Source organism: Pseudomonas sp. NFPP02 (genome assembly GCF_900119355.1).
Classification (GTDB): domain Bacteria; phylum Pseudomonadota; class Gammaproteobacteria; order Pseudomonadales; family Pseudomonadaceae; genus Aquipseudomonas; species Aquipseudomonas paracarnis.
Window position 1 is genome coordinate 544118 of sequence record NZ_FPJI01000002.1, and the last position, 22810, is coordinate 566927.

The 22810-nt window shown below is 61.3% G+C and carries 18 protein-coding genes; 4 read left to right on the plus strand and 14 right to left on the minus strand.

Annotated features, from left to right (window positions below; all coding sequences use genetic code 11):
* Positions 1–6 precede the first annotated feature (6 nt).
* The 12 genes from BT204_RS05800 to BT204_RS05855 form a co-directional block, all read right to left on the minus strand.
* Positions 7–2781 carry a hybrid sensor histidine kinase/response regulator gene (locus BT204_RS05800; protein WP_034126413.1) on the minus strand — a complete coding sequence of 925 codons (2775 nt, stop codon included), beginning with the start codon at positions 2779–2781 and terminating at the stop codon, positions 7–9.
* A gap of 116 nt (positions 2782–2897) precedes the next feature.
* Positions 2898–4190 (minus strand): phosphoribosylamine--glycine ligase, encoded by a 1293-nt coding sequence (purD, locus tag BT204_RS05805; RefSeq protein ID WP_014716727.1) that lies wholly within the window; start codon positions 4188–4190, stop codon positions 2898–2900.
* Between the two features lie 125 nt (positions 4191–4315).
* The gene (gene purH, locus BT204_RS05810) at positions 4316–5923 is read right to left on the minus strand and encodes a bifunctional phosphoribosylaminoimidazolecarboxamide formyltransferase/IMP cyclohydrolase (protein WP_072445939.1); all 1608 of its coding nucleotides are present in this window, start codon (positions 5921–5923) and stop codon (positions 4316–4318) included.
* Between the two features lie 82 nt (positions 5924–6005).
* On the minus strand, positions 6006–6326 hold the full coding sequence (gene fis, locus BT204_RS05815) for a DNA-binding transcriptional regulator Fis (protein ID WP_002555375.1): 321 nt from the start codon (positions 6324–6326) through the stop codon (positions 6006–6008).
* Positions 6323–7336 carry a tRNA dihydrouridine synthase DusB gene (gene dusB / locus BT204_RS05820; protein ID WP_034126416.1) on the minus strand — a complete coding sequence of 338 codons (1014 nt, stop codon included), beginning with the start codon at positions 7334–7336 and terminating at the stop codon, positions 6323–6325. Before dusB ends, fis begins: the two co-directional genes overlap by 4 nt.
* A 185-nt stretch (positions 7337–7521) precedes the next feature.
* A complete protein-coding gene (locus tag BT204_RS05825; RefSeq protein ID WP_072445941.1) occupies positions 7522–8769 on the minus strand; it encodes a DUF3426 domain-containing protein in 1248 nt (415 codons plus the stop codon).
* Between the two features lie 30 nt (positions 8770–8799).
* On the minus strand, positions 8800–9678 hold the full coding sequence (gene prmA / locus BT204_RS05830; protein ID WP_034134793.1) for a 50S ribosomal protein L11 methyltransferase: 879 nt from the start codon (positions 9676–9678) through the stop codon (positions 8800–8802).
* A gap of 267 nt (positions 9679–9945) precedes the next feature.
* Positions 9946–11307 (minus strand): acetyl-CoA carboxylase biotin carboxylase subunit, encoded by a 1362-nt coding sequence (gene accC / locus BT204_RS05835; RefSeq protein WP_003188188.1) that lies wholly within the window; start codon positions 11305–11307, stop codon positions 9946–9948.
* A 17-nt stretch (positions 11308–11324) separates the two neighbouring features.
* Positions 11325–11789, minus strand: a complete 465-nt coding sequence (gene accB, locus BT204_RS05840) for an acetyl-CoA carboxylase biotin carboxyl carrier protein (protein WP_054918788.1) — start codon at positions 11787–11789, stop codon at positions 11325–11327.
* 24 nt (positions 11790–11813) lie between these two features.
* Complete coding sequence (gene aroQ / locus BT204_RS05845) at positions 11814–12269, minus strand: type II 3-dehydroquinate dehydratase (RefSeq protein ID WP_003188192.1); 456 nt, start codon at positions 12267–12269, stop codon at positions 11814–11816.
* A 304-nt stretch (positions 12270–12573) separates the two neighbouring features.
* Positions 12574–14535, minus strand: coding sequence for a methyl-accepting chemotaxis protein (locus BT204_RS05850; RefSeq protein ID WP_072445943.1), 1962 nt, complete (start codon positions 14533–14535; stop codon positions 12574–12576).
* A 53-nt stretch (positions 14536–14588) separates the two neighbouring features.
* A complete protein-coding gene (locus BT204_RS05855; RefSeq protein WP_072445945.1) occupies positions 14589–16259 on the minus strand; it encodes a response regulator in 1671 nt (556 codons plus the stop codon).
* A gap of 298 nt (positions 16260–16557) precedes the next feature.
* Between BT204_RS05855 and BT204_RS05860 the strand changes: the two genes are divergently transcribed.
* The 4 genes from BT204_RS05860 (at position 16558) to speA (ending at position 20898) form a co-directional block, all read left to right on the plus strand.
* A complete protein-coding gene (locus BT204_RS05860) occupies positions 16558–17625 on the plus strand; it encodes a DUF2333 family protein (RefSeq protein ID WP_003188197.1) in 1068 nt (355 codons plus the stop codon).
* A gap of 2 nt (positions 17626–17627) precedes the next feature.
* Positions 17628–18164: an NUDIX hydrolase gene (locus BT204_RS05865; protein WP_054918781.1), complete on the plus strand. Its 537-nt coding sequence runs from the start codon at positions 17628–17630 to the stop codon at positions 18162–18164.
* A 306-nt stretch (positions 18165–18470) separates the two neighbouring features.
* The gene (locus BT204_RS05870; RefSeq protein ID WP_003188201.1) at positions 18471–18842 is read left to right on the plus strand and encodes a translation initiation factor Sui1; all 372 of its coding nucleotides are present in this window, start codon (positions 18471–18473) and stop codon (positions 18840–18842) included.
* Between the two features lie 142 nt (positions 18843–18984).
* Entirely contained in the window at positions 18985–20898 is a 1914-nt protein-coding gene (speA, locus tag BT204_RS05875; RefSeq protein ID WP_034126423.1) for an arginine decarboxylase, read from the plus strand.
* Positions 20899–20978: 80 nt separating this feature from the next.
* Here speA and BT204_RS05880 read toward each other — a convergent pair whose 3' ends face one another.
* Together BT204_RS05880 and BT204_RS05885 are read right to left on the minus strand one after the other, a co-directional pair.
* Positions 20979–21305, minus strand: coding sequence for a hypothetical protein (locus BT204_RS05880; RefSeq protein WP_054896399.1), 327 nt, complete (start codon positions 21303–21305; stop codon positions 20979–20981).
* Positions 21306–21405: 100 nt separating this feature from the next.
* Positions 21406–22752, minus strand: a complete 1347-nt coding sequence (locus BT204_RS05885) for an MATE family efflux transporter (RefSeq protein ID WP_072445947.1) — start codon at positions 22750–22752, stop codon at positions 21406–21408.
* Between the last annotated feature and the right edge of the window lie 58 nt (positions 22753–22810).

Sequence of the window (22810 nt, forward strand, 5' to 3'; positions counted from 1 at the left end):
CGATCATCAGGAAAGGGTGCTGTGCTCAGGGCGCTGTTGGCGCTGCGCCACCCAGTAGTCCACCAGCTCGCGCAACTGCGACAGTTCCACCGGCTTGGCCATATGCCCGTCCATGCCTGCCTGGCGTGCGCGTTCTTTGTGTTCCGACAGGATATGCGCGGTGAGCGCCACCACTGGCGTGCGCACGCGTTGGTGGCTGACTTCCCATGCCCGCAGTTGCTGTGTGGCGGAGAAGCCATCGAGAATCGGCATTTCGCAGTCCATCAATACCAGGTCATAGCGCTGGGCTTTCATCGCTTGCAGCGCTTCTTCGCCGTTGCTGGCGGTGTCCGGGTCGAGATTGAGCTTGCCGAGCATGCCGCGAATCACTTTGGTGGAAATGCTGTTGTCTTCGGCTACCAGGATGCGGAAATCGCTGGGCACGGTCATGGCTGCCGGTGCGCTGGGGGCCGGGCGTGCTACGGGGGCGCCTTTGCTGCGCTGGGCCAGTTCATCGGCCAGGGTGGTCTTGAGGGTGTAGCCAGCCACCGGTTTGGCGAGGATGCGCTTGATCCCGCAGTTGCGCGCAATGATCTTGCTCGGTGCGTTACTGATTCCGGTGAGCATGATCAGCAGGATGTCGTGGTTCAGGCTCGGGTCTTCCTTGATTTTCGCCGCCAGTTGCATGCCGGTCATGCCTGGCATGTTCTGGTCCAGCAGTACCACGTCGAAATAATCACGCAGGTGCGCCTTGGTGCGCAGCAGCGCCAGGGCCTCCTTGCCCGAAGGCACGGCGCTGACGTTCAGGCCCCAGGCCGTGCATTGTTGCACCAGGACTTTGCGGCAGGTGTCGTTGTCGTCCACCACCAGCACGCGGGCGTCCTTGAGCGGGCCGTCGAGGTCGCTGGTCGGGTGTTCCAGGCGTTCCGGGTCCAGCGGCAGGGTCAGCCACAGGGTACTGCCCTGGTGGCTCCCACTCTTGACGCCGAACTCGCCGTTCATCAACAAGATCAGCTGGCGTGCGATGACCAAGCCCAAGTGGCCGCTCAAGCGCGTCGCCGAAAGGAAGTTCTTGCTGTGCAGTTCGCTGTGCAACAGGGCGTCGCGTTCGGCAGCTTCCATGGGCACGCCGCTGTCTTGCACGGCAATGCGCAGGCGTGGCTTGGTGCTGCGCTCATCCAGGGCGACAACGATCAGCACTTCGCCTTCATCGGTTTTGTGCAGGGCGTTTTCCAGAAGGCTCAGTAAAGCCTGGCGCAGTCGCGTCGGGTCACCGCTGATCACTCGTGGTACCTGGGGTTGGATGAAGCTGATCAGCTCGACATTCTGTTGCTCGGCCTTGGCGCGGAAGATGCTCAGGCAGTCGTCGATCAATGCATTGAGATCGAACTGCACATCATCGAGTTCGATCTGCCCGGATTCGAGCTTGGAAATGTCGAGAATCTCGTTGATCAGGGTGAGCAACTCATTACCGGCGCTGTGGATGGTCTGCACATAGTCGCGTTGCTTCACCGACAACGGCGTGCCCAGCAGCAACTCGGTCATGCCCAGCACACCGTTCATGGGCGTGCGGATTTCGTGGCTGATCTTCGCCAGGAACTCGGCTTTGGCGGCGATTTCGGCATTGCTGGCCGCCAGGTCGCGGCTCAGGCTGAAACGGGTTTCGACAATGGCGCGCTGGCGCTCGCCGAGGGCCAGGCTCATCAGCAGGCCACTGAGGCAGATAAAGCTCAACAGGGTGACGATCAGCCCCTGTGGCGCCACCAGGGTAAGGCCGAGCAGTGCGGGCAGAATGATCAGCGTGCCGATGTTGAATACCACCATGGCCGCCACGAACAAGCGCGCCGGGCGGTAGCCTTTTTGCCAGTGATAGGCCGAGACAAACAGCATGCTCAGGCCCGCCAGCGCGACCAGGGCATAGGTGATGATGTTCAGCGGCAAGGTGTTGACGAACAACAGGAGCAGGCCGCACAGGATGATCAGCAGGATGTCGGCCATCAACACTTTGTTCAGCGGGTGCGGGCCCAGGGGCATGAAGAAGCGGTAGGCGAACATCAGCCCACAGGGTGCGGTCAGCAGCAGGGCCAGGTAGGCACCGGGGGTCTGGATTGCGTGCCAGTTCGGCAGCCATGGCCCCACCAGGTTGAGCAACAGCGCCAGGCTGAGCATCAACAGGAACTCGCACGCGGCCAGCCACAGGCTGCTGCGCGAGCGGTGGTAGGCGAAGCGCGTGAGGTTGTGCAGGATCAGCATCGACAGCACGCCGAACAGCAGGCCGTAGATCAGCGTCTGGTTCTGGTTGGCGGCGGCCAGCACCGCTGGTTCCAGGGTGATGTAAGGGCGCAGCTCGTGTTCCGAGACCAGGCGCAGGTATACCTCCAGTGGCCGTTGGCTCTGAGGCATCGGCAGCATGAAGTCACTGCTGGGCAACGAGCGCTCAGCCTGGGGTTGGCGTGTGCCGGTGGTTTGTTGCTCCACCAGGGTGTCGCCGTCCAGCACATACAGGCTCAGGCTGGAGAGGTCCGGGGCGAACACCCGCAGCACTTGTTCGTGCTTGCCGGGCTGCAACCTGAAACGCACCCACAACGCACCGTCCGGCTGCGCGGCGGTGATCCGGTCCAGTTCGATGGGGCTGAATTGATTGGTATAGCGGGCGGAACGGATATCGCTCAGTTGCAGGTCGGCCTGTTCATCAAGCAATACTGCCCAGCCACTGCCTTGCGCAGCGGCCTGGGCCGGTAGCAAGCAGAGCAGGGTCAGCAGACTGATTGTGAAACCTATGGCGATCCTGAGCCAGCGCACGGCGAAATCCCTTCGGTAGGTGGATGCACGGGTTAACTATGCGCGGGGCAACAGGGTACGGCAAGGGCCAAAGGCCCTTACCTAACCGAACGGATAGCTACTGCAAGTGTAGCTGCTCAGTTGTTCTCACCGCGTTCGCGGGCAATGGCACGGTAGCCAATGTCGGTGCGGTAGAAGCAGCCCTTCCAGTCGATTTTCGCCGCCAGTTTGTATGCCTGTTGTTGCGCGGCATCGACACTGGCACCCATCGCGGTGGCGCACAACACGCGGCCACCGGCGGTTACAACTTTGCCGTCCTTGAGCGCGGTGCCTGCATGGAACACCTTGCCTTCCAGCGCAGCGGCGGCGTCGAGGCCTTCGATCACATCGCCCTTGGCGTAGTCGGCGGGGTAGCCACCGGCCGCCAGCACAATCCCAACGCTAGGACGTGGGTCCCACTGCGCTTCGACCTTGTCCAGGGCCTGGGCGAGGGCGGCTTCCACCAGCAGCACCAGGCTCGATTGCAGGCGCAGCATCACCGGTTGGGTTTCCGGATCGCCGAAGCGGCAGTTGAACTCGATGACTTTGGGGTTACCGGCTTTGTCGATCATCAGGCCGGCATAGAGGAAACCGGTGTACACGTTGCCTTCATCCGCCATGCCGCGCACGGTTGGCCAGATTACCAGGTCCATGACGCGCTGGTGGACGTCGGCGGTGACAACGGGTGCCGGGGAGTAGGCACCCATGCCGCCGGTGTTCGGGCCACTGTCGCCGTTGCCGACGCGCTTGTGGTCCTGGCTGGTGGCCATCGGCAATACGTTCTTGCCGTCGACCATCACGATAAAACTGGCTTCCTCGCCGTCGAGGAACTCCTCGATGACTACGCGTGAACCGGCGTCACCAAAGGCATTGCCGGCGAGCATGTCGCGCACGGCGTCTTCGGCTTCCTGCAGGGTCATGGCGACGATCACGCCTTTGCCGGCAGCCAGGCCATCGGCCTTGATCACGATCGGTGCGCCTTTCTCACGCAGGTAAGCCAGGGCCGGTTCGATCTCGGTGAAGTTCTGGTAGTCGGCCGTCGGGATCTTGTGGCGAGCCAGGAAGTCCTTGGTAAAGGCTTTCGAGCCTTCCAGCTGGGCGGCGCCAGCGGTAGGGCCAAAGCAATCCAGGCCACGGCTGCGGAACAGATCGACGACGCCTGCTACCAGTGGCACTTCCGGGCCGACGATGGTCAGGGAAACATTCTTTTCGGCAAAATCCGCCAACTGCTCCAGGGCCAGCACGTCGATGGCGACGTTTTCACACTTGGCTTCGATGGCGGTGCCGGCGTTGCCGGGAGCAACGAAGACTTTCTGCACGCGTGGGTCCTGGGCTACTTTCCAGGCCAGGGCGTGTTCACGGCCACCGCTGCCAATGATCAAAACATTCATTTCAAAAACCTCGTTAGGATGATCGTTCCCACGCTCTGCGTGGGAATGCCTCTACGGACGCTCTGCGTCCGAGGGACGCGGAGCGTCCCTGGCTGCGTTCCCACGCGGAGCGTGGGAACGATCAATCAGTGGCGGAAGTGGCGCATGCCGGTGAAGACCATCGCAATGCCAGCTTCATCAGCAGCGGCGATGACTTCTGCATCACGCATCGAACCGCCTGGTTGGATCACGGCGGTCACGCCTCCTTTCGCGGCGTTGTCCAGGCCGTCACGGAACGGGAAGAACGCATCGGAAGCCATCACCGAACCCACCACCTGCAAACCAGCGTGCTCAGCCTTGATCGCGGCGATACGTGCCGAGTTCACGCGGCTCATCTGGCCGGCGCCGACACCGATGGTCTGGCGGTTCTTGGCGTAGACGATGGCGTTGGACTTGACGTATTTGGCCACTTTCCAGGCGAAGATCAGGTCGTTGATCTCTTGCTCGGTCGGCGCGCGCTTGGTCACGACTTTCAGGTCATCGCTGCCGATCATGCCGATGTCGCGGCTCTGTACCAGCAGGCCGCCATTGACGCGCTTGTAGTCCCAGGCCGCGGCGCGGTCTGCCGACCACTCGCCACAGGCCAGCAGGCGCACGTTGGTTTTGGCGGCGACGATGGCGCGGGCTTCTTCGCTGACGCTTGGGGCGATGATCACTTCGACGAACTGACGCTCGACGATGGCCTTGGCGGTCTCGGCATCCAGTTCGCGGTTGAAGGCAATGATGCCGCCGAATGCGGATTCGGTGTCGGTGGCGTAGGCCAGTTCGTACGCCTGGCGGATACCGCCTTCAGCGTCCGGGCTGACTGCCACGCCGCACGGGTTGGCGTGCTTGACGATCACGCAGGCCGGCTTGACGAAGCTCTTTACGCATTCCAGCGCGGCGTCAGTGTCGGCCACGTTGTTGTAGGAGAGTTCTTTGCCTTGCAGTTGAGTGGCGGTGGCGATGCCCACTTCGGCCGGCTTGGCTTCCACGTAGAACGCCGCACTCTGGTGCGGGTTCTCGCCGTAGCGCATTTCCTGGGCCTTGATGAACTGGCTGTTGAAGGTGCGCGGGAACTGGCTGCGACCTTCTGTGCTCAGGGTGTCAGCCGCTTGGTTCACGGTGCCCATGTAGTTGGCGATCATGCCGTCATAGGCGGCGGTGTGTTCGAACGCCTTGAGCATCAGGTCGAAGCGCTGGGCGTAGGTCAGGCCACCGGCCTTGAGGTTTTCCAGGACGTTGGCGTAGTCGCCGGCATTGACCACGATGGCCACGTCCTTATGGTTCTTGGCCGCCGAGCGCACCATGGTCGGGCCGCCGATATCGATGTTTTCGATGGCGGTCGGCAGGTCGCAACCTGGCTTGTTGATGGTGGCTTCGAACGGGTAGAGGTTAACGGCCACCAGGTCGATCGGCTTGATGCCGTGCTCGGTCATGATGGCGTCGTCGATGCCGCGACGGCCAAGGATGCCGCCGTGAATTTTCGGGTGCAGGGTCTTGACGCGACCGTCCATCATCTCTGCGAAACCGGTGTAGTCCGCGACTTCCACTGCGGCCACGCCGTTGTCCTGCAGCAGTTTGAAGGTCCCGCCCGTGGAGAGGATTTCCACACCCAGGGCTTCCAGCTCCCGGGCAAATTCAAGGATCCCGGTCTTGTCGGAAACACTGATCAAGGCACGGCGGATCGGCAGGCGGGTGGTCTGGTCGGTCATCTCAATTTCCATCAAAAGCAAAGGAAGTCAGCAAAAAAGGCGACCGGTTTTACGCGGGCGCCTTTCTGGTTTGATTGAATGCTTACAGCAAATCGTACTGCTTGAGCTTTTTGCGCAACGTGCCACGGTTGAGGCCCAGCAGCTCACTGGCTTTGGTCTGGTTGCCCTTGACGTAGTTCATCACGCTTTCGAGCAAGGGCGCCTCTACTTCGGAGAGCACCAGGTTGTACACATCCGTGACGGAAGCGCCCTCAAGGTGGGCGAAATAATTGTGCAGCGCCTTCTCGACACTCCCGCGAAGGGTCTGGCCTTCTTCGCTCGGCGTGTTGAGGTGCTGTTTCAAATTGACATTGTCGCTCACGGGTGTTGTTCCACTCACTAAAGTCTCGGTCATCATCGTCATGCGGCCACCCCTTCTCCATCCCCTGTTCCCAGGCTCTTGTCGCGTCCGGCGAAGAACTCACGAACGGTGGCGACCTGTGCCTGCGTTTCATCCAAACGATTGAACTGAGCGCGGAATTCCTTGGCGCCCGGCAAGGTGGCGAGATACCAGCCGACATGCTTGCGAGCAATGCGTACTCCCATCACGTCCCCATAAAAGGCGTGCAGGGCGGCCAGATGCTCTAGCAGAATACGTTCCACCTCGACCAACTCTGGTGCCGGCAAGACTTCACCGGTACGCAGGAAATGCTCGATTTCACGAAAAATCCACGGCCGCCCCTGGGCGGCCCGGCCAATCAACAAGCCATCGGCACCGGTCGCGTGCAGCACGCGCCGGGCTTTCTCGGCACTGTCGATGTCGCCATTGGCAAAGACGGGCATCGACACGGCCTGCTTGATCGCGGCAATGGTGTCGTACTCGGCTTCACCGGTATAAAGGTCGGCGCGGGTACGGCCATGCACCGCCAGCGCTGTAATGCCTGCCTGTTCAGCGATCTTCGCCACCGTCAGGCCATTCTTGTTGTCCCGGTCCCAACCGGTACGAATCTTAAGGGTCACCGGTACATCCACTGCGCCAACAACGGCCTGCAGGATCTCGGCGACCAACTGCTCATCTTTCAACAGTGCGGAACCGGCGGCCTTGTTGCAAACCTTCTTGGCCGGGCAGCCCATGTTGATGTCGATGATCTGTGCACCCAGCTCCACATTGGCCCGTGCGGCATCCGCCAGCATCTGCGCATCGCCCCCGGCGATCTGCACCGAGCGTGGCTCGGGATCACCTTCGTGGATCATGCGCATCCGCGACTTGCGGGTGTTCCACAGACTCATGTCGCTGGTAACCATTTCAGAGACTACTAGACCCGCGCCCAGACGCTTGCACAGCTGACGAAAGGGCTGGTCGGTGACACCCGCCATCGGGGCGAGGATCAAGCCGTTTTGCAATGTGTATGGGCCGATGCGTACCGCCGACATAGGACTTCCCTGTTGTGGGGCCGGATCATTAGAGTTCGAAAAAGGGTTGGCATGATACCCGCTCTCGATGACTGGTTAAAGGCTGAATTGGATAAAATCTGAACAGTTACTTTTTTATCGCCATCGGTTTGGTTGACGGCGGTCAAGTCAATAATCCGCCGTCAAACCTCGGTGGGCACGCCGTTTTACTCGGGCGAGTGGAAGCTCAGGCTGTAGTTCACGGCTCTATTGCCCGGATCAAGAATGTCCAGGGAGATGTGGATAGGCGTCTGCGAGGGCATTTCGCTGACGCCAGCCAACTCGCCGCTGAGGTATTCGGCGGGCTTGAAGCGACGACTGGCAATCAGGCTGCCGTTCAAGTCCGCAAAGCGCAACTCCAGCAGCGGGAAGGGCTGGGAGAAGGTCGCACGGTTATAGAGGATGGCATCGACCACCAGCGCCCCGGCGAATTCGGGGTGGCTGCGCACCACCAGATTGCTGCTCTTTATGTGAGTAATGTCGACCCGCGATGGCACGGTGCACCCCAGTTTCGGGCATAACGCCTGGAACCAGGGACGGTAGGCGTCCTGGCGGGCCAGGTCGTCGAATTGGTAGGCGATGTACTGGCCGGCCAGACCGGCAGCGGCGAGTACCACCAACAATATCCAGACCAGACGGCGACCCCAGCTTGACGGACGCTTCTGCGCATACAGGTGCAGGGGGTCGTCTTCCAGGTCCTGGAGTAACTCGTCGTGTACACCAGCCTCCGTTCGCGCGCGCTTGCGGCGCGGCTGTGCGCGGTCTTCGGGTTCAGGCTCATCGTGCTCGTCGCGGGTGGGTGTCAGCGGCGGGTCGAGGTCGTCATCCACGGTAGTGGCGTGCAGAGCTGGTTCGTCATCGAGTTCGTCGACGTGGGCCGACATGGACGGTTCGGTGCGCTGTTTGGACGCAGGTGCCTTAACCGGCTCGGGCTCTTCTTCTGGTGCCTGGGCGCGCTCTTCGGGTGGCTCACTGAACAGGCTGGCCGCCCACTTTTCTTCCTCGGCCTTGACCGTATCGCGGCTGGCGCTGAAGGACTCTTCCTTTTGCCGGCGGTCGGCACCTGGCTGGCGTCGTTCCGCACCCAAGGCCTGGGTATGTTGGATCTCGCGACGTTCCAGCTTGGCCAGTTCCTTGTCCAGGTTATCCAGGTCCAGCTCTTCGGCCGTCCACTGTTTCTGGCTGATGGCCCGTGGTGGCTCGGGAGGTGCTTCGCCAATCGGTTCGGGGGTTGTCGGCGCTTCAGGTTCCGGCGCAGACGCCTGGGCACGTTGCTCCAGCAACTGGCGAGCGGCGTTGAACACTTGCAGGCACGAGCCGCAACGCACCACGCCGCGGGCCACGCTCAATTGAGCGTGGTTGACGCGAAAGCGCGATTGGCAATGTGGGCACTGGGTGACGAAACTGTCGGTCATGCGGCCATCCGATTCAGGCAAGCGCTCATTCTAGCGCCGACGACCGCTGATGCGTACCCAGCCATCACGGTTGGCGATCGGGTCCAGCTCGAAGTCTTTGGCGTAGGCCGCAGCCACGTCTTCACCTTGCTCGGCGAGGATGCCCGACAGCGCCAGGCGCCCGCCCGGCTTGACCAGGCTCGACAGTTGCGGCGCCAGCGACACCAGTGGCCCGGCGAGGATATTGGCCACCAGCACATCGGCCTGAACCTGGGGCAGGTCCTCAGGCAGGTAGAGTGGGAATTTGCCTTCGGCAATGTTGTTGCGCCCGGCGTTATCGCGGGAGGCTTCCAGGGCCTGCACGTCGATATCGGTGCCCACGGCCTCCTTGGCGCCCAGCAGCAGGGCGGCGATGGCCAGGATCCCCGAGCCGCAGCCGAAGTCCAGTACGTTGCTGTCGGTCAGGTCCTGGCCGTCCAGCCATTCCAGGCACAGGGCGGTGGTCGGGTGCGTGCCGGTACCGAATGCAAGGCCCGGGTCCAGCAGCAGGTTGACGGCGTCTGGCTCGGGCGCGGCGTGCCAGCTTGGCACGATCCACAGGCGCTGGCCGAAACGCATGGGCTGGAAGTTGTCCATCCAGCTGCGTTCCCAGTCCTGGTCTTCGATGACTTCGCTGTGATGCTCGGGCAGCGGGCCGCCGGTGAGCAGTTCCATATGGGCCAGCACGGCGGCGGCGTCGGTGCCGTCCTCGAACAGGGCCAGCAAGTGGGTGTGGGACCACAGCGGCGTGGTGTTGAGTTCCGGCTCGAAAATCGGCTGGTCTTCGGCGTCCATGAAGGTCACCGACACGGCGCCCACTTCGAGGAACGCGTCTTCGTAGGTTTCGGCTTGTTCTGGGCTGATGGCGAGACGGACTTGCAGCCAAGGCATGGCGGGCACCTTTGAAAAAAATGAATGTGCGGCGGGCAGGCCGCGAAAGCGCGCAAGTTTACGCGAGAGCAAGCCAGAAGACGACTGCGCCGACGATCGCTCCCACGCTCGGCGTGGGAATGCCGCCTCGGACGCTCCGCGTCCCGTTGTTAAGGCGTGGTGCGGAGCGCCACAAGAGGCGTTCCCACGCGGAGCGTGGGAACGATCAGGGGGCGGTGGCCCATAAACAACAAAACCGCCCGAAGGCGGTTTTGTTGGGTGGAGCACTTACTGGTTGGCCAGCTTGTGTTCCAGGTAGTGAATGTTCACACCACCTTCGCAGAAGCCTTCATCACGAACCAGATCCCGATGCAGCGGGATGTTGGTCTTGATGCCGTCGACCACGATTTCGTCCAGGGCGTTGCGCATACGGGCCATGGCCTCGTCGCGAGTGGCGCCCCAGGTGATCAGCTTGCCGATCAGCGAGTCGTAGTTGGACGGAACCTTGTAGCCGCTGTACAGGTGCGAATCCACACGTACGCCGTTGCCGCCGGGCGCGTGGAAATGCTTGACCAGGCCAGGGCTTGGGATAAAGGTTTTCGGGTCTTCGGCGTTGATGCGGCACTCCAGGGAGTGGCCGTGCATCTTCACGTCGTCCTGGGTGAAGGACAGCACGTTACCGGCTGCGATGCTCAGCATCTCCTTGACGATGTCGATACCGGTGACCATCTCCGATACCGGGTGCTCTACCTGCACACGAGTGTTCATCTCGATGAAGTAGAAGCGGCCGTTTTCGTAGAGGAACTCGAAGGTACCGGCGCCACGGTAGTTGATGTCGATGCACGCCTTGACGCAACGCGCCAGTACTTCCTGGCGGGCTTTCTCGTCCAGGCCCGGTGCCGGGGCTTCTTCCAGTACCTTCTGGTGGCGACGTTGCAGCGAGCAATCGCGATCACCCAGGTGGATGGCGTGGCCCTGGCCGTCGGACAGTACCTGGACCTCCACGTGGCGTGGGTTGGTCAGGTACTTCTCCAGGTAGACCATCGGGTTGCCGAACCAGGCGCCCGCTTCGGAGCGGGTCTGCTTGGCGGCTTCGATCAGGTCTTCTTCCTTGTGCACCACGCGCATGCCGCGACCACCACCGCCACCGGCGGCCTTGATGATCACCGGGTAGCCGACTTCGCGACCAATGCGCAGAGCGGTTTCCTCGTCTTCAGGCAGTGGGCCGTCGGAGCCTGGAACGGTGGGCACACCGGCCGCGATCATGGCGTCCTTGGCCGAGACCTTGTCGCCCATCAGGCGAATGGTTTCGGCTTTCGGGCCGATGAAGGCAAACCCGGATTTTTCCACTTGTTCGGCGAAGTCGGCGTTTTCCGCGAGGAAGCCGTAGCCCGGGTGGATGCCATCGGCGCCGGTCACTTCTGCCGCGGCGATGATATTCGAGACTTTCAGGTACGAGTTCGTGGCCAGTGGCGGGCCGATGCAGATGCTTTCGTCCGCCAGTTTCACGTGCATCAATTCGGTATCGGCCGTCGAGTAAACAGCGACGGTCTTGATGCCCTCTTCCTTACAGGCGCGCAGGATACGCAGCGCGATCTCGCCGCGGTTGGCGATCAGGACTTTTTGCAGTTTCTTCGCAGGTTTCAACATCGAAGGCGCTCCGCGGTTCAAACGATGGTGAACAGCGGCTGGTCGTACTCAACCGGCTGACCGTTTTCTACCAGGATGGATTCAATGACGCCGGCTTTTTCCGCGGTGATGTGGTTCATCATTTTCATCGCTTCAACGATGCAGATGGTGTCGCCCACTTTCACGGCCTTGCCCACTTCAACGAAGGCTGGCGAGGTCGGTGCCGGGGTGCGGTAGAAAGTACCGACCATTGGCGACTTGACCACGAAGCCGTTCAGCGCAGGAGCGGCTGGGGCGGCAGGTGCAGCGGCGGCGGCAGGTGCGGCAGCCGGAGCTGCGGCGGCTGGAGCCGGTGCTTGCATCTGTGGCGCGTAGAACTGTTGGGCCGGGGTCTTGCTGTGACGGCTGATCCGTACGGACTCTTCGCCTTCCTTGATTTCCAGCTCGTCGATACCGGATTCTTCCAGCAGTTCGATCAGTTTCTTAACTTTACGGATATCCATGAATCATCAACTCCCAAGGGTCGGTCAGGGGCGTTTAGCCTGTTCTTCAATGTGTTCCAGGGCGGCCTCCAGGGCCAGTCGGTAACCGCTGGCGCCAAGGCCGCAGATCACTCCTACCGCTACGTCGGAGAAGTAAGAGTGATGGCGGAAAGCTTCGCGTTTGTGCACGTTCGATAAATGCACTTCGATGAATGGGATGCTCACCGCCAGCAGCGCGTCACGTAATGCAACGCTTGTGTGCGTAAAAGCGGCGGGATTGATCAGAATAAAGTCCACGCCTTCGCCGCGCGCGGCATGGATGCGATCAATCAATTCATACTCGGCATTGCTTTGCAGGTAGAGCAAATGGTGGCCGGCTTCACGGGCCCGCTTTTCCAGGTCGAGGTTGATCTGGTCCAGGGTCACTGCCCCGTAGACGCCCGGTTCGCGGGTGCCAAGCAGGTTCAGGTTGGGTCCGTGAAGAACCAGTAAGGTCGCCATTGGCTGTTCCTTGTTATTGGTGTGGGTGCGTCAGAACCCGGCGACTATGCCGCAAAGCCTTTGTGACTGTCCAGTTCTATGCAGTAGCCGGCACGATTAGCGAGGATTGCGCAAAATTTGTGACTGGGAGACGGCATTTGGTCAGTGTGGGAGCTGATCGCACCCACGCTCCGCGTGGGCACGCATCCAGTGACGCTCTGCGTCACGGCTTTAAAGCGGGACGCGGAGCGTCTGGGGCGACATTCCCACGCGGAGCGTGGGAACGATCAGCCACATTGCGGTCTTCATAGAGGGCCGGATCGGGTTAGACGCGGAAGGCTTGCACGGCGGTAGTCAGTTGCCCACCCAGTACCAGCAGGTGCTCGCCCTGGCTACGGCCCTGGCCAATACGCAGCAAATTATCCTCACCCAATTGATGAATCCGCTCACTGTTGTCGCGTATCTCGCTCACGGCGCCACTCTGCTGCGCGGTCACATCGGCAATGCGTACGGCGGTATCCGAGATGGTCTGGATCGCCCCGACGATTTCATCCAGCGCGCCATCCGCCGCCTGGGCCTGCTGGGCGGTGGCTTCGGCGTGTTCGACCTGGGCGCGCATGCCTTCTACCGACTGGTGCGCGGCGCTTTGCAGGCCGGCGATCAGGCCCTGGATTTCGGCGGTGGCGCCGGCAGTACGCTGGGCCAGGGAGCGCACTTCGTCGGCTACCACGGCGAAACCACGTCCGGCTTCACCGGCGCGGGCGGCTTCGATAGCGGCGTTGAGCGCCAGCAGGTTGGTCTGGTCGGCAATCGAGCGAATCACCGTGAGCACGCCGCCGATGGTGGCGGACTCTTCGGCAAGTTTCTCGATCATCTGCGCGTTTTGCTGCACTTCGCCTACCAGCGCATGCAGCCCGGTGAGGCTCAGGCCGATAACGCGCTGGCCTTGCTCCACGGCTTGGCCTGCACTGCGACTGGCCCCGGCGGCCTGGCTGGCATCCCCGGCGACTTGCTGGATGGTGGCTTCCAGCTCGCCCAGGGAATCACGGATTTGCGCGGTGTCGCCGGCCTGGCGCTCGGCTCCGTCGTGCAGGCCGCTGCTCAGTTCGGCCAGGGCGCGGCTGCTGCCTGCCACTTCTTCGGCATTGCCACGGATGGTGCCGACCAGATCCACCAGGTAGGCGCGCAGGCGGTTAAGGGAGGCCTCGATATCGTGCAGTTCACGGTTGGTCTTGCCCAGGGCAATCGGTTGGCTGAAGTCGCCTTCGGCCCAGGTCGACAAGGCGGGTGCCAGGTTGGTCAGCACGCGCGCCAGGCGGCGTTGCAGGGTATCGATCAGCAATGCGATCAGCAGGATCAGACCAATCATCACCCCCTGCATCACACGCACTTCACCCTGAATCTTCGCGTGTTGCGCGCGCACCACGGGTTCCAGGCCGGCGATGGCCTGTTGTACGTTGGTGATTTTAAGGTGGGTGCTGGCGGCGAGATCGGCGCGTTGCTGGATCTGTTCACGGGTGCGTTGGAGTTCGGCGGGGTAGCGGGTCAACAGGCTGTTGAGTTCGCGCTTGAGGTCGATGCCGGTGTCCTGGGCTTCGGTTTTTTCGGTATTTTCCAGGCCCATCAACGCGGAAAAATCATCGGTGTGGGATTCAGCGCTGGCCTTTATTCCCAATAAGGGCAGCTGCGCAAGCAGGTCGGCCTGAGTGCGCAGGTTGGTCACTTCCCGCTCGACATCCGCGGCCAACTCGGCGCGCCCGCTGCTGACTAGCTTGTCGCGGGCCAGGGACAGTTTGCCCAGGTGCTGTGAGGCTGCGAGCAATGGCGACATATAATGCGCAGCCTCCGCGGAATTGACACCGCTGGCGTACTGGCTCAATTGTTCCAGGTTCGCGCCCAGTTCACGCTCGGCTTGCAGCAACAGGGCTTGCGGGTCGCCAGCCAATTTACCGGCGGCCAACAGGTCGGTCTTGCTGAAAGTCTCCAGGTCCATGAGGCTGGGGCGCAGGTTTTGCGCCAAGTCGGGCGGCAGTTCGCCCAGCTGAAGCTGCAGGCTTTCCAGGCTCTGGGTTGCACTGCTCAGGCGCAGGGCATCGCCGCTGGCTAAGTAGTCCTCGATGTTACGGGCAGCCTGGTTTTGAAAGACCTGGGACAACCCGAGGTAGCGCTCCATCAACAAGTACGGACGCTCCAGCGCCCGTTGCGACCACCACAGTGTCGCCCCGAGGGCCAGGCACACAGCCACCAGCAGAAGGGTATTGAGATTGGTCAGCAGCTTCAGGCGCATGCGGGGTTTCAACCGACGGCAAGAGATAAGCGCCTGAATTTATTGCGTTTGTATTACAGCGTTATGACCGAATCGGTGGATTCTGGTGAAAAGATGGCACTTTGCTTTGATGTGCGAGCGGCTTGCACGCGATTACGTCCGGCGTCCTTGGCGCTGTACAGCGCTTCGTCAGCCTGGGCGGCCATCATCAAGCTGTCGGAACCGTCGCACAGCTCCACCAGGCCGGCGCTGAAGGTGCACCACAAATCCTGCGGTTGGGCGGGGTAGTGGATTTCTGCAAAGCGCCGACGAATGTCGTCCAGCACCTTGCAGGCCGATTCCAGGTCGGTGTCGGGCATCACGATGGCGAACTCTTCACCGCCGTAGCGGCCGATGTAATCGGTCTTGCGCAAACGCTGCTTGAGAAACAGTGCCAGGCTCTTGATCACCCGGTCGCCCATGGGGTGGCCGTGGCTGTCATTGACGCGCTTGAAGTGGTCGATATCGAGCATGGCAAAGCTCAACGGCTTGTTCTCGCGGCGTGCGCGGAAGCTGCAATCTTCGAGCAGTTGCAGGATATGCGTGTGGTTGTACAGCCCGGTCAGGCTGTCGCGCACCATCCGTGCCTTCAAGTTGCGCGCACGTGACGCACGGTTGCGCACAGTGGTGATCAGGTGACGCGGCTTGATCGGTTTGGTGAGGAAATCGTCACCGCCCTCGCTCATCGCATCCAGCTGTTTATCCAGGTCGTCCTCGGCCGACAGGTAAATGATCGGCACACTGACGTAGCGGTCGTTGTGGCGAATCACCTTGGCCAGTTCGGTGCCGGTACAGGCAGGCATGTACATGTCGAGGATGATCAGGTCGGGCTGGAAATCCGCCAGCTCGGCCATGGCCTGGATCGGTTCGGTCAATGTGCGGGTGACAATGCCGGCACTGTTGAGCAGGCGTTCGGTGTGCAGCGCCTGGGCCCGCGAGTCGTCGATGATCAGCACTTTGTACGGTTCGTACTGGGCCGCGCAGGTTAGCACTTCGATCTTTTCCAGCAGGCTTGAGGCCTCCAGGGTGCCGGTCAGGAACTCTTCGCCGCCGGCGCGTACGGCGGCCAGGCGTGTCGGGGTGTCGGTTTCGTGCAGGCTGAAAAACAACAGCGGCAGCTTTTGCTCCAGGCCCTCCTGGGCCTCTGCCGCGAGCTTCAGGCCCAGGCCGGTGCCGCAGAAGTCCACGTCCATCACGATCGCCGACGGCAAACGCTCGGCCATGGACGCGCGAAAGGCGGCGACGCTGTCCAGGGCGTGGGCGCCCATGCCGAAGAACTCCAACTGCTTGGCCAGGCGTTCGGCGCGGTCATGGTCGGCCAGCATCACATAGATCGGCTTGCGCATCGGCGGCAGGAAGGTTTGCTCAAGCTGATCGCCCTGGCGCAGGCCGGTGCGGGACAGGCGTTGCATCAAGCGGTTGAGCTCGGTGATCAGTTGGCTGCTCAGACGGCCACGGTTCTCGTCCACAGCCTGCAAGGATTGACTGATATGCCGTGCCAGTTGTGTGTGTTCGGGCTGTTCGAAGCGTTCGGCGAAGCGTTGCAGGCGCAGGTTGGCTTCGCTGAGTTCGGAAAAGTCGGCGTTCGACCACTCGCTGCGTTGCAGGCGCTGCCAGATCTCAAGAATTTGACGTGCCTGATGAATTACCCGCTGGGCAAAGTGCTGCTTGAGACGCTCGCGGCTGGGGTCTTCTGACTCGGTCATATCCTGACTACTGTGAGGGTGCATGCTGAGGTCGACTGATGGCTCTATGCTAGCACCTCTTTTCTGATAGATGAGTGTCATACGTCAATTAAGTCTGCGTGCCTGCCATTCAGTTATTGACCAATGGGTCGCGCAGCGTAAATCGCGTGCATCCTTTATAGTCCAAGCGCGCTGGTGCGCCAGTTTCGTGTAAAAGCCCCGCACCGATGGGCACGATGGGGTAGGGTTGTGGTCGGAATGTCTGAACGCACCCGGACAATTGACGTGCATGAACTCAAGTGATTGAAAGGATATCGCCATGCTGGACTGGAAAAACCGCGAAGGCAGTGCCAAAGGCCCCGCCCCTGAGCCCAAGTCGGCCAACCGCAGCTATTTTCGCAACCTGCTGATGAGCCGGGCGTTGCTCAGCATCATCGGCTTGTACCTGCTGGTCACCGGTGGCCTGGGTTGGTACTGGAGCCAAGAGCCGGCGCTGTTTCCGGTGCAGCAAAATGCCCAGCTTGCCGCCGAGAAGGAAGGCAAGCAGATGGTGGTGGGTTACACCACCGTCGAAACCCTCAAGACCGTGGTTGGCACCTTGCTGAACAAGCCAGGCGGCTACATCTCCAACGATCGTTTCCCGCCGGGCTTGTGGATGGACAACATGCCGAGCTGGGAATACGGCGTGCTGGTGCAGGTGCGTGACCTTACCCGCGCCCTGCGTAAAGACTTCGCCCGCTCCCAGTCGCAGTCGGCTGAAGACGCTGACTTGGCCAAGGCCGAGCCGCGCTTCAACTTCGACAACAAGAGTTGGGTGCTGCCATCCAGTGAGTCGGAATACCAGGAAGGCATCAATTCCTTGAGCCGCTACGAAGCGCGCCTGTCTGACCCGAACCAGCGCGGCGCGCTGTTTTATGCGCGTGCCGACAACCTCAACAACTGGCTGGGCGATGTGGCCACACGTTTGGGCTCGCTGTCCCAGCGTCTGTCCGCCAGCGTGGGCCGGGTCAAGTTGAACACTGCGCTGAAAACCGAGGCGCTGGCGCCGGGTGAAGTGCCGCAGGTCGATGAAGAAGTGGTGGAAACCCCATGGATGCAGATCGACAACGTGTTCTACGAAGCGCGCGGCCAGGCATGGGCCCTGTCCCATCTGCTGCGTGCCATCGAAGTCGATTTTGCCGACGTACTGGCCAAGAAAAACGCCACGGTCAGCGTGCGCCAGATCATTCGTGAGCTGGAGGCCTCGCAAGAACCGGTATGGAGTCCTATGATTCTTAACGGCAGTGGCTTCGGCGTACTGGCGAACCATTCGCTGGTGATGGCCAACTATATTTCCCGGGCAAACGCTGCAGTGATCGACTTGCGTCAGCTCCTCAACCAGGGTTGATGATGGACGCTACTCAAAAGGAGGCCGCACACCGAGCGGCCTCCGACGCTGAACTGATCTGCTGGGTCGACGAGCAGGACCACCTGCTCGGTCACCTGGTCAGGTCCGACCTGCGCCAGCGCGGCTTGATCGGCCGTTGCACATTTATCTTCCTGTTCAATTCCAAAGGCGAGCTGTGTGTGCACCGGCGCACGCTGAGCAAGGCGCTGTATCCAGGGTATTGGGATACGGCGGCGGGTGGGATGGTGGCGGCGGGAGAAAGCTATGCCCTGTCGGCACAGCGGGAATTGGCGGAAGAGCTGGGCGTGAGTGGCGTGGAGTTGGTCGAGCACGATCATTTTTACTTTGAAGATGGCGACAGCCGCCTGTGGTGTACGTCCTACTCTGCTGTATGGGACGGCCCGCTGTGTTTGCAGCCTGAAGAGGTCATGGAAGCGCGTTTTCTATCCATTGAAACGGTGCTTGCAGAGGCCGAGCAAAAGTCTTATTGCCCGGACGCCCAAGAGGGCTTGCGGCGCTATCTCGCCTCACGTCGCTAAAGTTGTATAAATTGGCGCCATTTGGCTCTTAGCAACTTGGCTTTTTGCCGTTACACTGCGCGCCTTTTCACCCGAACCGCTATTGTTTCACCCTGTAGGAGCGAGCTTGCTCGCGAAAAACGCCAAGACACCGCGTGCTGGCTGAATGCCCGCGTTATCGTTGACGATCTTCGCGAGCAAGCTCGCTCCTACAGTGGTGGTGGCCTTGACGGTTCGGTAGCGCTGCCCCTGCCTGAGTGGGGCTTCGCGGTCGGTCACCGCCTTGTGCGGCGCCGATCAGTCTTCATCCTCCCAAGAGGATTGCCGGTGGCCAAAAAAGCCGCATCCTTCGCCGCCCTTGGTGGCCTGGTATTTTCCACCGACGCAGGTCGACACTGCCCGGACTGTCGTCAGCCCGTGGATTCGTGCACCTGCAAACAGACCCTGATCCCCGAAGGCGACGGTATTGCCCGCGTGCGTCGCGAGAGCAAAGGCCGTGGCGGCAAGACGGTGACCACTATCACCGGCGTGCCCCTGGCTGAAGAAGCCCTGAAGGAATTGGCCACCTCGCTGAAAAAGCGCTGTGGCACCGGTGGCGCGTTGAAAGACGGGGTTATCGAGATTCAGGGCGATCACGTCGAGTTGCTGTTGGCCGAGCTGATCAAGCTCGGGTACAAGGCCAAGAAGTCCGGCGGCTGAAAGCCTCTTCCCAACCTGTGGCTAAACTCTGTCCTGCCAGTGGGGTCTACTTCCCTTGCAGGCAAATCGTCATTTTCATTCTTTAGACTGCGCCAGCCTCCGCGAGAGGTGGCGCCTTCGCCTTCATTTATAGGGGACTTCGATGTCCGTACGACGCACACGCAAAGACGATGGCAGCCAATGGACAGTTGCGGACAGCCGCAGTGTTTACGGGATTCGCCATTGGGGGGCCGGGTATTTCGCGATCAATGAAGCCGGTCGCGTAGAAGTCCGTCCGAACGGCCCGAACAGCACGCCCGTCGATCTGTACGAGCAAGTCGATGAGTTGCGCAAAAGCGGCCTGTCGTTGCCGCTGCTGGTGCGCTTCCCCGATATCCTGCAAGACCGCGTGCGCCAATTGACCGGTGCCTTCGATGCCAACATCGAGCGCCTGGAATACCAGAGCAAGTACACCGCGCTGTACCCGATCAAGGTGAACCAGCAGGAAGCGGTGATCGAGAACATCATTGCCACCCAGAACGTTTCCATCGGCCTGGAAGCCGGCTCCAAGCCTGAGCTGCTGGCCGTGCTGGCCCTGGCGCCGAAGGGCGGCACCATCGTCTGCAACGGTTACAAAGACCGTGAGTTCATCCGCCTGGCGCTGATGGGCCAGAAGCTCGGCCACAACGTGTTCATCGTGATCGAGAAAGAGTCCGAGGTGGGGCTGGTGATCGAAGAGGCAGCGAGCCTCAAGGTCAAGCCGCAGGTGGGCCTGCGTGTGCGCCTGTCGTCCCTGGCATCGAGCAAGTGGGCGGACACCGGTGGCGAGAAATCCAAATTCGGTCTGTCGGCAGCCCAGTTGCTGTCAGTGGTCGAGCGCTTCCGCGCAGCCGGCCTGGACCAGGGCATCCGCCTGCTGCACTTCCATATGGGCTCGCAGATTGCCAACCTGGCCGACTACCAGCACGGGTTCAAGGAAGCCATTCGTTACTACGGCGAACTGCGCAACCTCGGCCTGCCGGTGGACCACATCGACGTCGGCGGTGGCCTGGGCGTGGACTACGACGGCACGCACTCGCGCAACGCCAGTTCGATCAACTACGACATGGACGACTACGCCGGCGTGGTAGTGGGCATGCTCAAGGAATTCTGCGACGCGCAGAGCCTGCCGCACCCGAACATCTTTTCCGAAAGCGGCCGCTCCCTGACCGCTCACCACGCCATGCTGGTGGTGCAGGTGACGGACGTCGAGAAGCACAACGACGAAATCCCGACCATCGAAAACAAGGAAAGCCTGCCGGAAACCGTGCAATGGCTGGTGGACCTGCTGGGCCCGACCGACATCGAGATGGTCACCGAAACCTACTGGCGCGCCACCCACTACATGAGCGACGTGGCCACCCAGTACGCCGACGGCAAGCTGACCCTGGCCGAAAAAGCCCTGGCCGAACAGTGCTACTTCGCGGTGTGCCGTCGCCTGCACAACTCGTTGAAAGCCCGCCAGCGCTCGCACCGCCAGGTGTTGGACGAACTCAACGACAAGCTGGCCGACAAATACATCTGCAACTTCTCGGTATTCCAGAGCTTGCCGGATACGTGGGCCATCGGCCAGGTCTTGCCGATCCTGCCGCTGCACCGCCTCGACGAAGAGCCGCTGCGCCGCGCCGTGCTGCAAGACCTGACCTGCGACTCCGACGGCAAGATCAAGCAATACGTCGACGAGCAGAGCATCGAAACCAGCCTGCCGGTTCACGGCTTGAACGAAGGCGAGGACTACCTGCTGGGTATCTTCCTGGTCGGCGCCTATCAGGAAATCCTGGGCGACATGCACAACCTGTTCGGTGACACCGACTCGGTGAACATCTACCAGCGTGAAGACGGTTCGGTGTACAGCGCCGGGATCGAGACTCACGACACCATCGAAGACATGCTGCGCTATGTGCACTTGTCGCCGGAAGAGTTGATGACGCACTACCGCGACAAGTGCGCGAGCGCGAAGATCTCGGCGTCCGAGCGTACCCAGTTCCTGGATGCGTTGCGTCTTGGGTTGACTCGTTCTTCTTACTTGTCTTCTTGAGTCGTGCGGCCTCACCGGAACTGAGCGAGTGTTCGTTTAGTTCCTGTGAGGCCGGCCGCATTGGCACGACGTTGATCAAGTCACCTTACGAGCAAGCATTGCGTCACTGGGCATTTGCTCTCTGAGTGAACGTTGAGGGCTATCTGCGTTATTGTGCCCTGACTGTTGAGGCGCGACAGGAGCACCTCTTTTCCATCGATTGTCAGGTCCTTTGATTCGCCTTTGGTGATTCTGTGCTGTTCAGTCCCATGTATCACCACGAGTGTGTACTCACCGGCCATTTGGTTCTCCACCCGCAGTGTCCCGGCCGGCTGCGCTGTTGAGTTCGATGGCGCCGTGCAGCCTGCGGTAGTCAGCGTGGCGATTACCCAAAGGGTGACGATGCCTGTTTGTCGTTTGATATTCATAGCGATTTTCCTTGGCGTAAGCAGGGGAGGTTGCCCACCGCTATTCAACGCTTGAAAAATCGGCTTGTAACCTGTCAGAAGTAACAGGTAGGGGCTCGTGTCAGCGGGTATCGCTCAGCCAGCGATTCTGCGTGCTCAGCCACCAGGCAATCGCCCCCAGGATCAAGCTGCGTACCGCCATGAATAGCAAAAAAGTTATCCACAGTCCGTGGTTGCCCAAGCCCTGCAAGGCCCAGGCAATCGGCAGTACCAGCATCACCGTCAGCAACATCCCATCGCGCATTTCCCGCGCCCGCGTTGCACCGATAAACAGCCCATCGAGCAAATAACTCCACACCGCAATCAACGGCAATACCGCGAGGTAGGGCAGGTAGATATCGGCGGTTTCGCGCACGCTGGGGATATCGGTTTGCATGGCGATGAACAGATGGCCGCCGAAGGTGAACAGCAGGGCGAAACCCACGCTGGCGATCAGCGACCAACCACAGGCAACCACCAATGACTGCCGTAACGCTTGCCGGTCACGTGCGCCGATGGCGTGGCCGCACAGAGCCTCGACCGCGTGAGCCAGGCCATCCAGGGCATGTGCCGTCAGTAACAGCCCATTGAGCAGCAAGGCATTGGCTGCAACTGTGGCATCTCCCAGCCTTGCGCCTTGCACCGTGATCATGAAAAACACCGACTGCAACGCCAGGCTGCGGATAAAAATGTCGCGGTTGACCGCCAGCAACGGGCGCCAGCTTTGCCACAATTTCAAGGCGGCCCAAGCGATATGCCCAGGATAGGCGCGCAGGGCTTTTTGCGTAAGCGCCAGGCCGAGCAGGGCGCCGGTCCACTCTGCGATCACCGAGGCTCGGGCGGAGCCGACCACGCCCCAGTCCAGCCCGAGGACGAACCATAGGTTAAGCGCGATGTTGACCAGGTTGGTGGTCAGCAAAATCGCCAATGGCGCTCGTGCATTCTGGGTGCCGAGGAACCAGCCGACCAGTGCATAACTGGCGAGGGCGGCGGGCAGGCCGAACAGGCGGGTGTGGAAAAACTCGCGGGTCAGTTGGTTCAGTTCGGGCGAGGGCTGCATCCATTCCAGGGCCAGATGGCTCAGGGGAATGCCCACGGTACCCAGCAGCATCGCCAGCCCCAGCGCCAACAGCAAGCCTTGCAACAGGATTTGCCGCAACGCTGCACCATCGTTACGCCCGGCGGCCTGGGCGGCGAACCCGGTGGAGCCCATGCGCAGGAAACCCATGGCCCAGGCGAGGAAGGTATACAGGCTGGCGCCGACAGCCACGGCACCCAGTTGGTGGGCGTGGGGCAGGTGACCGATGACCATGCTGTCCACCAGAGCCACCAAGGGCACCGAGATATTCGACAGGATCATCGGCGCGGCCAGGGCCCAGACGCGGCGATGGGTAGGGCGGTGGCGCCAGTCGGTCAGCAGGGCGGTCATGAAGGCTCCTTGGTAGAGCGGCATTGTAACCGTCAACCCGCCACACAGCAGAACCAAT